We start from the raw sequence: 16,773 nt of genomic DNA on the forward strand, positions 1-16,773 counted from the left end.
GAGGAGTCGCTACCGCTTCACTTCCCACGTCGTGACGATCTCGCCGGTCGTCGGGTCCTTGGCGTCTTTGAGCGCGATGCCCATGGCGTCGAGTTCGTTCCGGATGCGGTCTGCTTCGGCGAAGTCTTTCGCGCGACGGGCTTCGAGACGGGTGACAATAAGGGAAGCAATCTTTTTCGAGTTCACTATACGAGATCGAGCCGAGAACTCGGAGATGCTACTATCATCAATCCTCACAGAGAGCCGCCGGACCGACACGACATTTCCAAGTCGTTTCAGGCTGATCAGGAGGTCTGCCTCCGGCCGCAATTTGCCACTTCGATAGTGCGACGCCCTAGCAGCCTTAGCCACAAGCGATCGAACAAAATCCGCAGGAAAAGCCTCCAAGAGACGAACGAGATTTACGGCGCCTTTGACGATTTTATTCAGTAATAATGGTGAATAATCCGATGACTCCGTTCCATAATCCGGTACTATGTTATTTATATCGGATATACGATCCACGGTAACGATATCGTACGATGAATCATCATAATCATACCCACGTGATACGACTATACTTTCTATAAGATTAAGACATATGATGAGATTCGTTTGGGGTCTTAATTTTCTATCACTGCCTCTGGAATTATATATCGCCATATCAACAATATCGTTGATGTTTTCTGTAGAAAAGTCTTCTAGATATCGAGTAAGCCTTCTAGTTTCCAGCGATGCCTTCTTCACAGGTGTGAGTGGCGACTTGAAGCCTAAAATATTTAGTGCCTTGTATACAAAGAACCTCTGCTCAGCGGCTGGATTTTTGGCGGACACTGCTTCATCTATTACAGATAGCGCGCCAGGAGTATTGAGGTCATCCAGTAGATATTCGAGGAATTGGCCCATCCGGTGATAGTCCATTTCCTTGGTAGTGCGCTCGGCAGCAAAGGCACGCCATTTCTTGAGGCGCTCTCGGGAGCGATATAAGTTTTCTACCGTAAAATCAATTGGTTGACGGTAGGCAGTCCCGAGCATCGCAAGTCGAAGAACAGGGCCGGTCCATCGGCGGCCGCCTAGTCGAGTGGTATATCGTGCCTCCCTTATCGTCACGAAATTCCCGACACTCTTGCTCATCTTCTCGCCTTCGACCTGCAGGAAGCCGTTGTGCATCCAGATGTTGGCCATGCGGGGGGAGTTGAAGGCGCAGCAGGATTGGGCGATTTCGTTTTCGTGGTGGGGGAAGACGAGGTCGATGCCGCCGCCGTGGATGTCGAAGGTGTTCCGCGTCGGGTCGGTGCATTCCAAACCGCCGCCGAACGGCTCCAGCAGCTTCGCCATCGACATGGCCGAGCATTCGATGTGCCAGCCCGGGCGACCCCTGCCCTCGATGCCGGCCGGCGACGGCCAGCCGGGCTCGTCCGCGGCCGAAGGTTTCCACAGCACGAAATCGGTGGAATCGCGCTTGTAGGGCGCCACGTCGACGCGGGCGCCGGCGATCATCTCGTCGAGCGAGCGCCGCGCCAGCGCGCCATAGCGCGGCAGCACCCCGTTCAACCGGTCCATCTCGGCCGGCGAGAACAGCACATGGCCCTCGGCGACATAAGCGACGCCGCGCGACACGAGCCGCTCGATCATCGCCTTCATCGCATCGATGTGCTCGGTCGCGCGCGGCTGCTCGGTTGGCGGCAGGCAGCCGAGCGCCGCGACGTCGGCCTGGAACTGGGTGTTGGTCTTCTCGGTGACGCGGCGGATCGCCTCGTTGAGCGGCAGGTCGGGATAGTCGACCGCCGCGCGCGCGTTGATCTTGTCGTCCACGTCCGTGATGTTGCGGACATAGGTGACGTTCGCCTCGCCGTAGAGATGGCGCAGCAGGCGGAAAAGAACGTCGAAGACGATGACGGGCCGCGCATTGCCGATATGGGCGAAGTCATAGACCGTGGGGCCGCAAACATACATGCGCACATGCGGCTTGCCCTCGGCGTCATGGAAGAGCGGCTTGAGCTCGTCCTTTTCCTTCGTCAGCGTGTTGTAGAGGCGAAGCGTCATCGTCGACCCCGAATGAGGAACCCATCATGCAGGGCGCGCCTCTCGGGATGGACCGGGCCGAGACGGAGCGCCCGGCCAGCTCGCGCTAACCGGCCAGAACGTCGCGACAGCAGAGAAGGAATACGCGCCGGAAAGCCATCATGGCGAGCGTGATGCAGGATTTCGACTGGAGCGTCAAGGCTGTGGAAACGGGCGCGAATTGTGACCGGATCATGGTGAATCATTCGAATTTTAATCAAATCGCAATCAATCCGAACGATATCTGAATGCGGATTTCAGGACCCGTTCAGGCGAAGAAAGCCAGTATGGCGGCGGGTTTAATGAGTGTGTTGGAGTACCCTGTCATGGCCACCCGTTCCTTTCTGGTCGTCACCCTGTTCGCCACATTGTTCGGCATCGGCATGGCCGAGCTGGTCCGCCCGTCGCTGCATCGCGATCTGAGCGATTCCCGCACCTCGATGCTCGGCCTCTGCCTGAAGAGCGGCATCGGCTGCGGCATCGCCGCGCCCGGTCCGGTGAGCAATCTCTGACGCTCGCCTCACTCCCGGCGATGTTGTAGGAGAGTCCGCACCGCGATCGCGCGGAGCGAACTTTCAAGCGACAGGCAGGAAATGACCGAAAGAGGCCGGACGGACGCCGATCTCGACCAGAGCGCCCTTTACTATCACCAGTATCCGCAGCCGGGAAAACTGGAGATCCGGGCGACCAAGCCACTGGGAAACCAGCGCGATCTGGCGCTCGCCTATTCCCCCGGCGTCGCGGCTCCCTGTCTCGCCATCGCCGCCGATCCCGCTAAGGCCTTCGATTACACCGCCCGTGGCAACCTCGTCGCGGTGATCTCCAACGGCACCGCCGTGCTGGGACTCGGCGCGATCGGCGCGCTCGCCGGCAAGCCGGTGATGGAAGGCAAGGCCGTCCTCTTCAAGAAGTTCGCCGGCATCGATGTCTTCGACATCGAAGTCGAGGAACGCGACATCGACAAGTTCGTCGATGTCGTCGCGGCGCTGGAGCCGACCTTCGGCGGCATCAATCTCGAGGACATCAAGGCGCCGGAATGCTTCGACATCGAGGCGAAGCTGCGCGCGCGGATGAAGATCCCCGTCTTCCACGACGACCAGCACGGCACGGCGATCATCGTCGGCGCGGCAGTCACCAACGCGCTCGGCATCAAGAACAAGCCGATCGAGGAGGCGAAGATCGTCGCCTCCGGTGCGGGCGCGGCGGCGCTGGCCTGCCTCAACATGCTCGTCTCGCTCGGCGCGAAGCACGAGAACATTACCGTCTGCGACATCGAGGGCGTGGTCTATGAAGGCCGCACCACGCTGATGGACCGCTGGAAATCCGCCTTCGCGCGGAAGACCGACAAGCGCACGCTCGGCGAGGTCATCGACGGCGCCGACATCTTCCTCGGCCTTTCGGCAGCCGGCGTGCTGAAGGCGGAGATGGTGGCGAAGATGGCCGACCATCCGCTGATCCTCGCGCTCGCCAACCCGTCGCCGGAGATCATGCCCGAGGTCGCCCGCGCGGCGCGGCCGGACGCGATGATCTGCACCGGCCGTTCGGATTTCCCCAATCAGGTCAACAACGTCCTCTGCTTTCCTTACATCTTCCGCGGCGCGCTCGATGTCGGCGCGACGACGATCAACGAGGAAATGAAGCATGCGGCGGTGCGCGCCATCGCGGCTCTCGCCAAGGAGGAGCCGTCGGACGTGGTGGCGCAGGCCTATGGCGGCGTCGAGCGGACCTTCGGTCCTGATTTCCTGATCCCCTCGCCCTTCGACCAGCGGCTGATCCTGCGCATCGCGCCGGCCGTTGCGAAGGCGGCGATGGAATCGGGCGTGGCAACGCGGCCGATCGCCGATTTCGACGCCTATATGGACCGGCTGACGCGCTTCGTCTTCAAGTCGGGCCTCGTCATGAAGCCGCTGGTGGCGGCGGCGAAGAAGGACGTGAAGCGCGTCATCTATGCCGATGGCGAGGATGAGCGCGTGCTGCGCGCGGCGCAGGTCGCGATCGAAGATGGGCTCGCCGCGCCGATCCTCATCGGCCGCCCGTCGGTCATTGCGACGCGATTGAAGCGCTTCGGCCTCAAGATCCGGCCGGATGCCGATTTCGAGGTGATCAACCCCGAGGACGATCCGCGCTATCGCGACTATGTCGACCTGCTGCTCGAAAAGACCGGCCGGCGCGGCGTCACTCCCGAGGCCGCGCGTACCATGGTGCGCACCTCGACCACGGCGATCGCGGCGCTTGCGCTGGAGCGCGGCGAGGCCGATGCGATGCTGTGCGGCCTTGAGGGACAGTTCCGCACCCATTTCAAGATGATCCGCGAGGTCATCGGCCTGCGTCCCGGAAGCCGGCGCTTCGCGGCGATGAGCCTGCTCATCTCGTCGGAATCGACGACCTTCCTCACCGACACCTATGTGAACGTCGATCCTTCCGCCGAGGAGATCGCCGAACTGACCAGCCTGGCAGCGGACCAGGTGCGCCGGTTCGGCATCGTACCGAAGGCGGCCCTGCTGTCGCATTCGAATTTCGGCTCGCACGACACACCGTCGAGCCGCAAGATGCGGGACGCGGTCCGGCTCTTGTGGGAGATGGCGCCCGAGTTGGAGGTCGACGGCGAGATGCACGGCGACTCCGCGCTGTCCGAGACGCTGCGCCAGCGCGCCATGCCGAAATCGAAGCTCACCGGAGAAGCCAATCTCCTCGTGTTCCCCAATCTCGACGCGGCCAACATCACGCTCAACGTCGTCAAAGTCATGACCGACGCGCTCCATGTCGGCCCGATCCTGCTCGGGGCCGCGAAGCCGGCGCATATTCTGACGCCGTCCATCACCTCGCGCGGCGTTGCCAACATGACGACGCTCGCCGCCGTCGAGGCCCAGTCGCCATAGGGAGGCTCGATTGACCGATGCCAGGGATGCCGTCTCGTCGCCCGCCTCGGCCGATCCGCATGCGGTGTCGCTCCAGCTGAGCGACATCCATCACTTTTTCCAGACGCCCGAACTCGATCCATTCCTGGGCGAGAATATCGAGGCGTCGGGCATGGAACAGGTGCTGGATACGCTGAAGTCGCGTCCGCGCCTTGCGACGCGGATTACCCGCATCGTCATCCACCTACCCGCGTCGACCGCGACAGACGGACTGGCGTTGAAGACGCGCGCCGCGATTGGCACCTATTGCGGCGCCCAGATCCGTCGCCTCAAGCAGAAGAAGCGCGACATTCATCTACAGGCGCGCCGCGCCGTGCCGGTAGGCTTCGGCGTTTGGGCGGTCTGCCTGGTCCTATCGCTGATGTCCGAGGCGCTGTTGGGCTCGGAAGCCGTCATCGCCCGCGTTTTCAGCGAGGGCTTCATCATCGCTGGCTGGGTCAGCCTCTGGCATCCGGCAGAGCTTCTGCTCTACGACTGGCGCCCCTACGCCCGCGACATCCTGCTTTACGAGCAGATCCGCGGCATGGAGGTGGTGATCGCTCCGCTTTCCGATGGCCGCTGAGGCCGATCTGCTGGTCTTGCAGAGCCTCGATATCGCTGAAGCGCCCTGTTGAAGGCAGGGCGGATTATGCCTCCGTCCGAGGACAAGTGACTTCGCGGGGTAACAGGCGCGGTTATTTTGTCCGGGTATTATTGACCGTACCATTTTATCCGGGTAATAACTGCTGCTCGCCCCTTGGGGGCAAGCACAAAGTTCCCTTCGTTCCCGGATACCCACGATCATGACCAGCGCAAAAGCCAATGGCATCGAACTCGCCTGGGACAGTTTCGGCGACGCCGCCGACGAAGCGATAATCCTGATCGCCGGACTCGGGACGCAGATGATCCGTTGGACGGCGCCGTTCTGCGAACGGCTTGCGGCGCTCGGTTATCGCGTCATCCGTTTCGACAATCGCGACACCGGCTGCTCGACACGTTTCAGTGCGTGCTCTGCCCCGGATTTCGGCGCTCTGGCGACTGCGCTCATGGCCGGCCGACGACCCGACGTGCCCTACACACTGGACGACATGGCGGCGGACGCCATCGGCCTTCTCGATGCGCTCGCGATCGACCGGGCGCATGTCGTCGGCCGATCGATGGGCGGCATGATCGCGCAGATCCTGGCGAGCGAACATGCGAACCGGGTCCGATCGCTCACCTCGATCATGTCGAGCACGGGCAATCCCGCACTTCCGCAGGCCGCACCGGACGTCATGGCGATGATGATGCAGCCCGCACCCGATCCGATCACGGATCAGGAGGGTTTTCTGTCGCAGCACCTCGCTTTCGCGCGCCGCATTGCCGGAGGCGGCTATCCGTTCGACGAGAGCGCGCATCGTGCTCTTCTGCTGGATGAGGTTCGACGCGGCCTTGTGCCGGGCGGAACGGCACGGCAGATCGCGGCGATGGCGGTGGCCGGCGATCGCCGAGGGCGTCTGGCGACGATCAAGGCGCCGACGCTTGTCATTCACGGGAATGACGATCCGCTCATACCGCCAGCCTGCGGCAGCGATACCGCCGCCTCGATCCCCGGAGCGATCTATATGCCAATCGACGGCATGGGTCATGACGTGCCGCCTGAAGTCTATCGAGCGGTCACGGCAGCGATTTCTGGCTTGGCGCGGGCGGGATCGTGAAAGCCTGTAGAAGGGCTCCAGGCCAGCTATCTGGACCGATGGTGCCCTGGTGAAAGGGCCGGGCGATCTTCCGTATCACTTCGTCCGGGCGGTCGGAAACTCGGCGTGGAACGTGGTCTCGTATTTGTCCGGGATGCGGATGGTGATCCGCGTGGTGCCGTCCTCGTCGTCCTGGCGCGAAAACACTTCGCCGATCTCGTAGAGCCGATGCAGCTTCGCGAGGTCGGCGCCGGCCAGCACGACGGTATAGCTTGCGCGGTTCTTGTTGACGCGGTCCTCGACCAGTTGCAGCAGTGCGGGAACGCCCTCGCCCGTCAGCGCCGAGATCGGGACGATCGCGGGCTTGCCCTTCTCTGCTTGCAGCCGGTCCATCGGCCGCGCGTCCGGCGGCAGCAGGTCGATCTTGTTCCAGACCTCGATGATGCGATCCGAATCGCCGATCTCGATGCCGAGCTGCTCCAGCACCTTCATCACGTCTTCCGACTGCGCCTCGCTATCCTCATGGGCGATGTCGCGCACATGCAGGATCAGCGAGGCCTCGATCACCTCTTCCAGCGTAGCGCGGAAGGCGGCGACGAGATGGGTCGGCAGGTCGGAGATGAAACCCACTGTGTCGGAGAGGATCGCCTCTGTGCCATGCGGCAGCTCGATGCGGCGCAGCGTGGGGTCCAGCGTGGCGAATAGCAGGTCCTGCGCCAGGATGCCGGCATTCGTCAGCGTGTTGAACAGCGTTGATTTGCCGGCGTTGGTGTAGCCGACGAGCGCCACGATCGGATGTGGGACCTTTCGGCGGTTCTCGCGCTGCAGGCGACGGGTGCGCACGACGGTTTCGAGCTCGTGCTCGATGCGGGCAATGCGCTCCTGCAGCGCCCGCCTGTCCGCCTCGATCTGCGTCTCGCCGGGGCCGCCGAGGAAGCCGAAGCCGCCGCGCTGGCGCTCCAGATGGGTCCAGGAGCGGACGAGCCGGCTCTTCTGGTAGTTCAGATGGGCGAGTTCGACCTGCAGGCGGCCTTCGCGCGTCTGCGCCCGCTCGCCGAATATCTCCAGGATGAGCCCGGTCCGGTCGATGACCTTGGCGTTCCAGGCTTCTTCCAGATTGCGCTGCTGAACGGGCGACAGCGTGTGATCCACGAAGACGAGTCCCGCGCCGCGCTCGGCGACCATCGCGCCGATTTCCTCGACCTTGCCGGTGCCGAACAACGTTGCCGGTCGCAGGGTCGAAAGCGTCACGGCGGCGGCCTCGACGATGTCGAGATCGATCGCTCCGGCGAGACCTACGGCCTCGTCGACACGCGCCTTGGTGCTGCGCTGGGCACTGCGCCCTTCCCCGGCGCCACGCCGCTGGCGGCCGGAGCGAACCGGCACCAGGACAACGGTTCGGTCAGCGACGCGCTCTTCGTGAGCCGGCGCTTCATCGGGCGACGGCTCGGCGTCGTCCGGAAGCTCGTCTTCCTCGATCATCAAGCTCCGGACCGATCGCCTTCTTCGCCCGGCTCGAAGAGCTGGACGGGCGCCCCAGGCATGATCGTCGAGATGGCATGCTTGTAGACGAGCTGCGAATGTCCGTCGCGACGGAGCAGGACGCAGAAATTATCGAACCAGGTCACGATGCCTTGCAACTTCACGCCATTGACGAGGAAAATCGTCAGCGGCGTCTTGGTCTTCCGGACATGGTTCAGGAATGTGTCTTGAAGGTTTTGTGCGCGGTCCGCCATTCGTGTCTCTCACGCCTCGACTTGTTGGGGACGACAGTCCCGAGGGCCACATTTGCTGCGGCCACGCCAACAGTTTGCCCGGTAAATGGGCGCGCGTCACCCTACAAATGCAATGCAGCACCGTTTTGGCACTGCGGCATAGATCGCTCAGCCATGCGACCAGCGCGGGCTGCGTTCGGCAAAATCGTGGAATGCCTTACGCAGTTCGGTCGCGACGCTGCCCGGAGCGCCATTGCCGATGACGCGATCGTCGATCTTGGTGATGGGCGTCACGATCGTGGTTGCGCCGGTGATGAAGGCTTCGCGCGCGCCCTTGGCCTCTTCGAGGCTGAATTTCCGTTCCTCGACCTTGATGCCGAGTCGCGCCGCGACATCGAGCAAGACGGTCCGCGTGATGCCGCGCAGGATGCCATGCTCTGCCGGACGGGTCACCAGCACGCCGTCGCCCGTCACGATCCAGGCATTGGTCGACGATCCCTCGGTGACGTTGCCGTCGGCGTCATAGAACCAGGCTTCATAGACGCCCGCATCGCGCGCGGCCTGCTTGGCGAGAACGTTCGGGAGCAGCGACACCGTCTTGATGTCGACGCGGTCCCAGCGATTATCGGGAACGCTGATCGCCGCGACGCCTTCCTCGGCGTGGTGGTCGGCATAGGCGCGCGAGACCGAACGGGCGGTGACGACCAGCGCCGGCGGCGTGCCTTCCGCCGGGAACGGGTGGTTGCGAGGCGCCACACCGCGCGTCACCTGCAGATAGACCAGCCCGTCGACGACATGGTTGCGGCGCACAAGCTCGCGCAGCACGACGCCGAGGGCGGCCCGGCTCATCGGCTTCGGGATCCGCAACTCGGCCAGCGAGCGCTCCAGCCGGTCGATATGCCGGCGCTCGTCGATCAGCAGCCCGTCGCGGATCTCGCAGACTTCATAGACGCCGTCGGCAAACTGATAGCCGCGATCCTCGATATGAACGGCGGCATCGGCGTGGCGGACATAGCGTCCATTGACATAAGCGAAGCGGGGCATGGCGGACTCTGAGGAAGGGAGAGAGGTTTCAAATCGGAATGCGGCAGGGGCTACCCGACGCCGAGCGACTTCAGCTTGCGATGCAGCGCCGAACGCTCCATGCCGACGAATTCTGCGGTTCGGGAGATGTTGCCGCCGAAGCGGTTGACCTGTGCGGTCAGATATTCGCGCTCGAAGATCTCGCGCGCATCGCGCAGCGGCAGCGACATCAGATGTTCGCCGCCACGATTGGGCGTCGTCGGCAACAACTCGCCAATTTCCGGCGGCAGCATGTCGGCGGTGATGATCTGGGTTTCGTCGCCGCGCGCCAGGATCAGCAGCCGTTCGATATTGTTGCGGAGCTGGCGGATATTGCCCGGCCAGTCATGGGCCTGCAGCACGGCGAGCGCATCTTCGCCGACCTGACGCATCGGCAGGCCGGTCGTCTGCGAAATCTGCTCGATGAAATGCTGCACCAGGGCCGGTATGTCGTCGCGGCGCTCGGCCAGAGCCGGAACCCGCAGCGGCACGACCGAAAGCCGGTGGAACAGGTCCTCGCGGAAGCTGCCCTCCTGAATTTCGCGTTCAAGGTCGCGCGCCGTCGACGAGACGATGCGGACATCGACATTCACTCGCGTCGTGCCGCCGACGCGAAGGAAATTCTGCTCGATCAGGACGCGCAGGATCTTGCCCTGCGTCTCGCGCGGCATATCGGCCACTTCGTCGAGATAGAGCGTGCCGCCATGGGCCTCTTCCAGAGCGCCGATCTTGCGCGGCCCGCCTTCGACGCTCTCCGTGCCGAAGACTTCGTGCTCCATGCGATCGGGCGTGATCGCGGCGGCGTTCAGCACGACAAAGGGTCCGCTCGCTCGGTGCGAGGCCTCGTGGATAGTGCGCGCCACTGTCTCCTTGCCCGAACCAGAGGGGCCGGAGATCATGATGCGGCTATTGGTCGGCGCCACCCGGTCGATCGTCTGGCGCAGATGGTTCATCGCGACCGATGTGCCGATAAGGGCCGAGGTGTTGCCGGCGCGCTGGCGCAGCTCCTTGACCTCGCGCCGCAGCTTCGACGCCTCCAGCGCACGCTCCGCGACCAGCACCAGCCGATCGGCCTTGAACGGCTTCTCGATATAGTCATAGGCGCCGCGCCGGATCGCGGAGACGGCGGTCTCGATGTTGCCATGGCCGGAGATCATCACGACGGGCAGGTCGGCGTGCTGCGCCTTGATGATGTCGAGCATGGCGAGGCCATCGATCCGGCTGCCGGTCAGCCAGATATCCAGAAAAACGAGGTTCGGCCGCCGCATCTCAATCTCGGCCAGGCCTTTGTCGGTATCGCCGGCCGTGCGCGTTCCGTGGCCTTCATCCTCGAGAATGCCGGCCACCAGGCCGCGAATATCAGCTTCGTCGTCAATGATCAGAATATCGGAGGGCATGGCTCTGCTTCTTCAGTTTGACGCGTTATCGGTTTCTTCTTGCCCGGCCGGCGGCTCGGACTTTGGCGCCGAGCGCGGCAGCGTGATGCGGATCATCGCACCCCTGCCCCCGCTCGCCACCGCGGGCGAATCAAGAAGCTCCAGCGTCCCGCCGTGCTCCTCGATGATCTTGCTGACAATGGCGAGGCCAAGGCCGGTGCCCTTCTCCCGCGTCGTCATATAGGGTTCGAGCAGGCGGTGGCGATTTTCCTGCGGCAGGCCGACGCCCGTATCGATGACTTCCACCACATTGCTGGCTTCTTCGGCCCGGCCTATGACGGTGATCACCGCCCCGGCCTGGTCCTCGCTCGGCAGAGAAGCGATCGCCTCCGTCGCGTTTTTCACGACATTGGTGAAGACCTGCGAGATCAGCCGCGGATCAAATAGGCCCAGCATCGGCGCTTCCGGCAGTTCCACCTTGAAGGCGATTTCCGGATGGGCGACTTCCTGCAGGAAGACGGCCTCGCGGACCGCCTCGCCGAGATTGCGCTCGACCATGGTCGGCTTCGGCATGCGCGCGAAGGATGAGAATTCGTCGACCATGCGGCCAATGTCGCCGACCTGGCGGATGATGGTATCCGTGCACTGGTCGAATACATCCTTGCCTTCGCCGACCGTCTTGCCGAAGCGGCGCTTCAGCCGTTCGGCCGAGAGTTGGATCGGCGTCAGCGGGTTCTTGATTTCATGGGCGATGCGCCGGGCGATATCGGCCCAAGCCGAGCTTCGCTGCGCGACGACGAGATCGGTGATGTCGTCCAGCGTGATGACATAGCCATGCTCGCCCGAGTCCGCCTCCTCCGTCGTGACGCGGACATTGATGGTCCGCTCGCGACCATCGCGCACGATCGAGACCTGTTCGCGGTGCTCGGTACGATAATGATCGCTCAGCGCCGTCTCCATGACGCTGGCCAGTTCCGGCGCGACTGTGGTGACCGCCTGTCCAGCGATCGTCGGCGAGCCGAGGATTCGGGCGGCGCCGCGATTGGCAATGGTGACGACGCCCTTCGCATCGGTGCCGACCACGCCGGCACTGACACCGGCGAGCACGGCCTCTGAGAAGCGACGGCGGGCATCGATCTGCTCGCTGGCCGCCATGAGTTCCGCCCGCTGGCTGCGCAGTTCCGCCGTCATGGTGTTGAACGTCGCCCCAAGGGCGCCAAGATCGCCATCGGCGCTGCGGAACGGCACCGTGACCTCGAGGTTGCCGCGCCCGATCTCGTCGGCGGCGTCGATCAGCTTGCGGATCGGCGAGACGAGGCGGTTGGCGAGGCCGATGCCTAGCCAGATCGCCGAAAGAAGCAAGACGAGGGCGAGGCCGAGATAGAGCACGCCGAACGCGACCTGTACGCCGAGCCGTGTCGCCGCGAGGTTCTTGTATTCGTCGACGCTGGCGCTCGTCTCGGCGATGTAGCGCAGCACCTTCGGATCGATCTCCCGGGCGATGTAGAGATAGACCTCATTGTAATTGTCGAGCTTCACCACCGCGCCGATGACATTGGACCGGCCTGGCGCGATCAGGATCGGCTCGGCTCCGCCCTTGATCGCGCTCTGCATGGCATCGGGCGGCGGCGGCGGGAACGAGGCCGAGAACTGGAATTCCGCCTGGGCGATCATGGAACCGTCCGGCTTCACCAGATAGACGCCGGGAATGCCGCGCAGCGCGGCGATCGAGTTCATGAATTGCTGGAACTGGTCGGGATCGGTGACGAGCAGGGTCTGCGCCCGGTCGAAATCGGTCTTGAGGGCTAGGATATCGACCTTGAGCGCCCGGGCATGATCATCGGCATAGGCCTGCGCAATGGAGAGCGAGGTGTCGACGATCGAGCGTGTACGTTCGGAGAACCAGTGATCCAGCCCGCGATTGAGCGTCACGCTGGCGACCATCGCCATCAAGATCGCCGGCAGCACGGCAACGATCGAAAACAGTCCCACAATGCGGATATGGAGGCGCGCTGCCGCCCTGCCTCGCCGTCGCGCCCGGATCAGCACGCCGACCTCGATCGCGGTCTCGATGAGGAGAACCACCGTCAGCAAGCCGTTGACGACCAGGGCCCAGAACACGACCTGCTCGGTCGGCTCGATCGGCGTCAGCCCCATCAACAGGAATAGCGAGGCGCAGGCGCTCGAAAGCGCAAGAATCACCGTGACATAGCCGGCGCCCCGAACGGTCAGGCGAAGACGCCTCGGCTGGCGCGGCTCGGCGGAGGCCGAGAGCGGCGATGGCGAATCAGCGACGACCGTCATCCGGAAAACCCCGGGGCAACGGCAGCGGACGAGCATGTGCGATTGAGTCTGGAGGCCGACATGCGGCGGAGACTGAGACCGAATTGCAACATCATTGTGGCGAAGCGGCAACAGCCACTTCGCCTGCTGATTTCCCGCAAACTCAACGCGACGAACGGATGACCTGGACGTCGAGGTCGCGGATCTTCTTCCTGAGCGTGTTGCGGTTGACGCCGAGGAGCTCCGCCGCCTTGATCTGGTTGCCGCGCGTCGCAGCCAGGGCCGTCGAGATCAGAGGATATTCCACCTCGCGCAGGATGCGGTGATAGAGGCCGGGAGGCGGCAATCCGTCGCCGAAGCCATGGAAATAGGCCGCCAGGTGCCGTTCCATCGAGCCGGCGAGCGTGTCCTCATTCGCCGATTCGGGCTGGGAGAGGTTGGCCGCCGGCTGGTCGAGCTCTGCCTCGATGATGTTCTCGGTGATCGTATCCTGCGGGTAGAGCGCGGCGAGGCGGCGGATCAGGTTTTCAAGTTCGCGCACATTGCCCGGCCAGCGATAGCGCTTCAACCGCTCGACCGCGGCCGGCTCGATCTGCTTGTTCGGGAGGCCTTCCTTCTCGACCAGCGTGAAGAAGTGGCGCACGAGATCGGGAATGTCCTCGGAACGCTCGCGCAGCCCCGGCAGACGGATCGGCACGACGTTGAGGCGGAAGAACAGATCCTCGCGGAAAAGGCCCTGGTTGATGAGGATCCGCAGGTCCTTGTTGGTCGCCGCCACGATGCGGACATCCGTTTTGATCGGAGTGCGCCCGCCCACCGTCGTATATTCGCCCTGCTGCAAGACGCGTAGCAGCCGCGTCTGCGCCTCCATCGGCATGTCGCCGATTTCGTCGAGGAAGAGCGTGCCGCCCTCGGCCTGCTCGAAGCGACCGGAGGAGCGGGCCTGCGCGCCGGTGAAGGCACCCTTCTCATGGCCGAACAGCTCGCTCTCGATCAAATCGCGCGGGATTGCGGCCATATTGATCGCGACGAACGGGCCGGTGCGCCGCTTGCCATAATCATGGAGTGCGCGGGCCACGAGCTCCTTGCCGGTGCCCGATTCGCCCGAGATCATGACGGTCAGGTCGGTCTGCATCAGGCGCGCCAGCACGCGGTAGATGTCCTGCATCGCCGGCGAGCGGCCGACGAGCGGAATGTTCTCGCCGCCCTCGTCGACGCGCGCATCCTGTCGGCGGAGCTTTGGCTCGGCGAGCGCGCGCCCGACGATCGAGATCAGTTCCTTCAGATCGAACGGCTTGGGCAGATATTCATAGGCGCCCTTCTCGGAGGCGCGGATTGCCGTCATGAACGTGTTCTGCGCGCTCATGACGATGACGGGCAATTCCGGCCGCGCTCGCTTGATGCGGGGCAGCAGGTCGAAGGCGTTTTCATCCGGCATGATGACGTCGGTAATGACGAGGTCGCCTTCGCCCTGGCTCACCCAGCGCCAGAGCGTCGCGGCATTCGACGTGAGACGAACTTCATAACCGGCACGCGAAAGCGCCTGGTTCAGGACAGTTCGGATCGCCGCGTCGTCATCGGCTACGAGAATGTTGCCGATCGGCATTTCAGTCATCCTTGTCAGTGGGTGCTGCGCCCGGATAGGCCGGCAAGAGCACGCGGAAGGTCGTTCGGTTCTGCTGCGATTCGCATTCGATGACGCCGCCATGGTCACCGATGATCTTGGCGACCAACGCGAGGCCGAGGCCGGTGCCGTTGGTCTTGGTCGTGACGAACGGATCGAACAGATGCGGCAGGATCTCCGGCGGCACGCCCGGACCATTGTCGCGGACCGCGAATTCCAGCGGCAGCGTCACGCGGTTGGCAGAACCAGGAACGGAGAGACGGATGCCAGGCTTGAACGCCGTGGTGAGCAGTATCTCGCCGTCCACGTCGTCGCCGATCGCCTCGGCCGCGTTCTTGACGAGGTTCAGGAATACCTGGATGAGCTGGTCGCGATTAGCGAATACCGGCGGCAGCGAGGGGTCGTACTCCTCGATGATGCGGATGTTGCGGGCAAAACCCGACTGGGCCAGCCGCTTCACATGTTCGAGCACGACATGGATGTTGACAGGTGTGCGCTCGATCGGCCGCTCGTCGGAGAATACTTCCATGCGGTCGACCAGCTTCACGATCCGGTCGGCCTCGTCGGTGATCAGCCGCGTCAGCGCCCGATCATTGTCGTCCACCGAGGATTCGAGCAGCTGTGCCGCGCCGCGAATGCCGGAAAGCGGGTTCTTGATCTCATGTGCCAGCATGGCGGCAAGCCCGGTAACCGACCGGGCCGCGCCGCGATGGGTGAGCTGGCGGTCGATCTTCTCCGCCATCGTCCGTTCCTGCAGCATGAGCACGACCGCGTTCGGACGCTCCAGGATCGGCGTGGCGTAGATGTCGACGACGCGTTCCGCGCCATTGCGGGGGGTGCCGACATCGACGCGATATTCGTTCACGGCCGAGCCGCGCATCCGCACCTGGTCGATCAATGCGAGCAAAGGACTGCCGAAAGGCACGAAATTGGCCAGCGGCTGCCGCCGCAGCATGGCCGTCGATACCTGGAAGAAATCCTGTGCAGCGCCGTTCGCCTCGCTGACATGGCCGTCTGCCTCGATAAGCAGCACGGGGTGTGGCAAGGCATCGAGCAGCAGCGCGGCGCTGCCGCCTTCCGGCGGCTTGCGAGGAATGCCGGAGGAACCGCTCATGCAGCCCTCCTGAGAGCGGCCTCGCCGAGATGGCGGCGGACCAGCGCGATGACGTTGGACGGGCGCGTCTCGGTCAGGATCGACAGCCGCGCGGTCTCCTCCATCCGCCCGGCGGGCAGGGTCTCCATCGTCCAGCCGAGGTGCTTGCGCGCCTGACGCACCCCGAGGATCGGCCCGTACAGAGCCAGCATTTCTTCATATTGGCCGATGATGAGTTCCACGAGTTCTTCGCCTTCCGGCGCTTCCGGCATACGCCCGGTGCGGCACCATTCAGCGATGTGTCCCGGCAACCAGGGCCGGCCATAGGCGCCGCGACCGATCATGACGCCATCGGCGCCGGAGCGGCTGAGCGCGTTCTCCGCGTCTTCGACGCTGGCAATGTCGCCATTGACGATGAGCGGGATCGAAATCGCCGCGCGCACCGCGGCCACGGCCGACCAGTCGGCGCTGCCCTTGTAGAACTGGCAGCGCGTGCGGCCATGCACCGTCACCATGGATATCCCCGCCGCTTCGGCGCGCTGCGCCAGTTCCGGCGCGTTCATGGTGCGTTCGTCCCAGCCGAGGCGCATTTTCAGCGTGACCGGCACGGGGCTGGCCGCCACCGTGGCCTCCACCAGCGTCATGGCGTGATCGAGATCGCGCATCAGCGCCGAGCCGGAATAGCCCGTCGTCACCCGCTTGGCGGGGCAACCCATGTTGATGTCGATGATGTCGGCGCCGGCATCCGCCGCGGCGCGTGCGCCCTCGGCCATCCAATGTGGTTCGCGCCCGGCGAGCTGAACGACATGCAGCGAATTGCCCGTCGCTTCCGCGCGCATCGCGCTCTCTGGATTGCCGGTGGCGAATTCCTCGCTCGCCACCATTTCCGACAGCACAAGGCCTGCGCCGGCCGCCGCTGCGATACGGCGAAAGGGGCGATCGGACACTCCGGACATCGGCGCGAGCAGAACCCGGTTCGCGATCTCGATGCCTCCGATTCGGAG

14 protein-coding genes and 1 pseudogene are annotated in these 16,773 nt (G+C 63.9%); 5 read left to right on the top strand and 10 right to left on the bottom strand.

Annotated elements, in window-relative coordinates:
- Positions 1-9 precede the first annotated feature (9 nt).
- Together OSH05_RS25265 and cysS are read right to left on the bottom strand one after the other, a co-directional pair.
- On the bottom strand, positions 10-642 hold the full coding sequence (locus OSH05_RS25265; RefSeq protein WP_456077689.1) for a CysS/YqeB C-terminal domain-containing protein: 633 nt from the start codon (positions 640-642) through the stop codon (positions 10-12).
- A gap of 105 nt (positions 643-747) precedes the next feature.
- Positions 748-2,025, bottom strand: a pseudogene (cysS, locus tag OSH05_RS14970) (cysteine--tRNA ligase); the annotation flags it as partial.
- 140 nt (positions 2,026-2,165) lie between these two features.
- Here cysS and OSH05_RS14975 point away from each other — a divergent pair.
- From OSH05_RS14975 to OSH05_RS14995, 5 genes are all read left to right on the top strand, one after another.
- Positions 2,166-2,291 (top strand): hypothetical protein, encoded by a 126-nt coding sequence (locus OSH05_RS14975; protein WP_266352524.1) that lies wholly within the window; start codon positions 2,166-2,168, stop codon positions 2,289-2,291.
- 78 nt (positions 2,292-2,369) lie between these two features.
- On the top strand, positions 2,370-2,555 hold the full coding sequence (locus OSH05_RS14980) for a hypothetical protein (protein WP_104218892.1): 186 nt from the start codon (positions 2,370-2,372) through the stop codon (positions 2,553-2,555).
- Between the two features lie 81 nt (positions 2,556-2,636).
- Positions 2,637-4,922, top strand: coding sequence for an NADP-dependent malic enzyme (locus OSH05_RS14985; RefSeq protein WP_104218893.1), 2,286 nt, complete (start codon positions 2,637-2,639; stop codon positions 4,920-4,922).
- A 10-nt stretch (positions 4,923-4,932) separates the two neighbouring features.
- Positions 4,933-5,523, top strand: coding sequence for a hypothetical protein (locus OSH05_RS14990; protein WP_104218894.1), 591 nt, complete (start codon positions 4,933-4,935; stop codon positions 5,521-5,523).
- 220 nt (positions 5,524-5,743) lie between these two features.
- Positions 5,744-6,637: an alpha/beta fold hydrolase gene (locus OSH05_RS14995; RefSeq protein ID WP_104218895.1), complete on the top strand. Its 894-nt coding sequence runs from the start codon at positions 5,744-5,746 to the stop codon at positions 6,635-6,637.
- Positions 6,638-6,712: 75 nt separating this feature from the next.
- Here OSH05_RS14995 and hflX read toward each other — a convergent pair whose 3' ends face one another.
- The 8 genes from hflX to dusB all read right to left on the bottom strand — a co-directional run bounded on the left by hflX (position 6,713) and on the right by dusB (position 16,725).
- Entirely contained in the window at positions 6,713-8,098 is a 1,386-nt protein-coding gene (hflX, locus tag OSH05_RS15000; RefSeq protein ID WP_104218896.1) for a GTPase HflX, read from the bottom strand.
- The gene (gene hfq, locus OSH05_RS15005; protein ID WP_104218897.1) at positions 8,098-8,352 is read right to left on the bottom strand and encodes an RNA chaperone Hfq; all 255 of its coding nucleotides are present in this window, start codon (positions 8,350-8,352) and stop codon (positions 8,098-8,100) included. The genes hflX and hfq overlap by 1 nt, the downstream gene beginning before the upstream one ends.
- A gap of 147 nt (positions 8,353-8,499) precedes the next feature.
- The gene (locus OSH05_RS15010; RefSeq protein WP_104218898.1) at positions 8,500-9,375 is read right to left on the bottom strand and encodes a D-amino-acid transaminase; all 876 of its coding nucleotides are present in this window, start codon (positions 9,373-9,375) and stop codon (positions 8,500-8,502) included.
- A 50-nt stretch (positions 9,376-9,425) separates the two neighbouring features.
- Complete coding sequence (gene ntrX / locus OSH05_RS15015) at positions 9,426-10,790, bottom strand: nitrogen assimilation response regulator NtrX (protein WP_104218899.1); 1,365 nt, start codon at positions 10,788-10,790, stop codon at positions 9,426-9,428.
- A 12-nt stretch (positions 10,791-10,802) separates the two neighbouring features.
- Positions 10,803-13,073, bottom strand: coding sequence for a sensor histidine kinase NtrY-like (locus OSH05_RS15020; protein ID WP_104218900.1), 2,271 nt, complete (start codon positions 13,071-13,073; stop codon positions 10,803-10,805).
- 142 nt (positions 13,074-13,215) lie between these two features.
- Positions 13,216-14,658, bottom strand: coding sequence for a nitrogen regulation protein NR(I) (ntrC, locus tag OSH05_RS15025; RefSeq protein WP_104218901.1), 1,443 nt, complete (start codon positions 14,656-14,658; stop codon positions 13,216-13,218).
- A 1-nt stretch (position 14,659) separates the two neighbouring features.
- On the bottom strand, positions 14,660-15,790 hold the full coding sequence (locus OSH05_RS15030; protein WP_104218902.1) for a two-component system sensor histidine kinase NtrB: 1,131 nt from the start codon (positions 15,788-15,790) through the stop codon (positions 14,660-14,662).
- Positions 15,787-16,725, bottom strand: coding sequence for a tRNA dihydrouridine synthase DusB (gene dusB / locus OSH05_RS15035; RefSeq protein ID WP_266352527.1), 939 nt, complete (start codon positions 16,723-16,725; stop codon positions 15,787-15,789). The genes OSH05_RS15030 and dusB overlap by 4 nt, the downstream gene beginning before the upstream one ends.
- Between the last annotated feature and the right edge of the window lie 48 nt (positions 16,726-16,773).

Source organism: Kaistia algarum, assembly GCF_026343945.1.
In the GTDB taxonomy this organism is placed as follows: Bacteria; Pseudomonadota; Alphaproteobacteria; order Rhizobiales; family Kaistiaceae; genus Kaistia; species Kaistia algarum.

Coding starts and splice junctions, on each gene's coding strand:
- OSH05_RS15010 (WP_104218898.1), bottom strand. CDS start 9,375: ATGCCCCGCTTCGCTTATGTCAATGGACGCTATGTCCGCCACGCCGAT.
- OSH05_RS14975 (WP_266352524.1), top strand. CDS start 2,166: ATGGCGAGCGTGATGCAGGATTTCGACTGGAGCGTCAAGGCTGTGGAA.
- hfq (WP_104218897.1), bottom strand. CDS start 8,352: ATGGCGGACCGCGCACAAAACCTTCAAGACACATTCCTGAACCATGTC.
- OSH05_RS15020 (WP_104218900.1), bottom strand. CDS start 13,073: ATGACGGTCGTCGCTGATTCGCCATCGCCGCTCTCGGCCTCCGCCGAG.
- ntrX (WP_104218899.1), bottom strand. CDS start 10,790: ATGCCCTCCGATATTCTGATCATTGACGACGAAGCTGATATTCGCGGC.
- OSH05_RS14995 (WP_104218895.1), top strand. CDS start 5,744: ATGACCAGCGCAAAAGCCAATGGCATCGAACTCGCCTGGGACAGTTTC.
- dusB (WP_266352527.1), bottom strand. CDS start 16,725: ATGTCCGGAGTGTCCGATCGCCCCTTTCGCCGTATCGCAGCGGCGGCC.
- OSH05_RS25265 (WP_456077689.1), bottom strand. CDS start 642: ATGGCGATATATAATTCCAGAGGCAGTGATAGAAAATTAAGACCCCAA.
- OSH05_RS14985 (WP_104218893.1), top strand. CDS start 2,637: ATGACCGAAAGAGGCCGGACGGACGCCGATCTCGACCAGAGCGCCCTT.
- hflX (WP_104218896.1), bottom strand. CDS start 8,098: ATGATCGAGGAAGACGAGCTTCCGGACGACGCCGAGCCGTCGCCCGAT.
- OSH05_RS14980 (WP_104218892.1), top strand. CDS start 2,370: ATGGCCACCCGTTCCTTTCTGGTCGTCACCCTGTTCGCCACATTGTTC.
- ntrC (WP_104218901.1), bottom strand. CDS start 14,658: ATGCCGATCGGCAACATTCTCGTAGCCGATGACGACGCGGCGATCCGA.
- OSH05_RS15030 (WP_104218902.1), bottom strand. CDS start 15,790: ATGAGCGGTTCCTCCGGCATTCCTCGCAAGCCGCCGGAAGGCGGCAGC.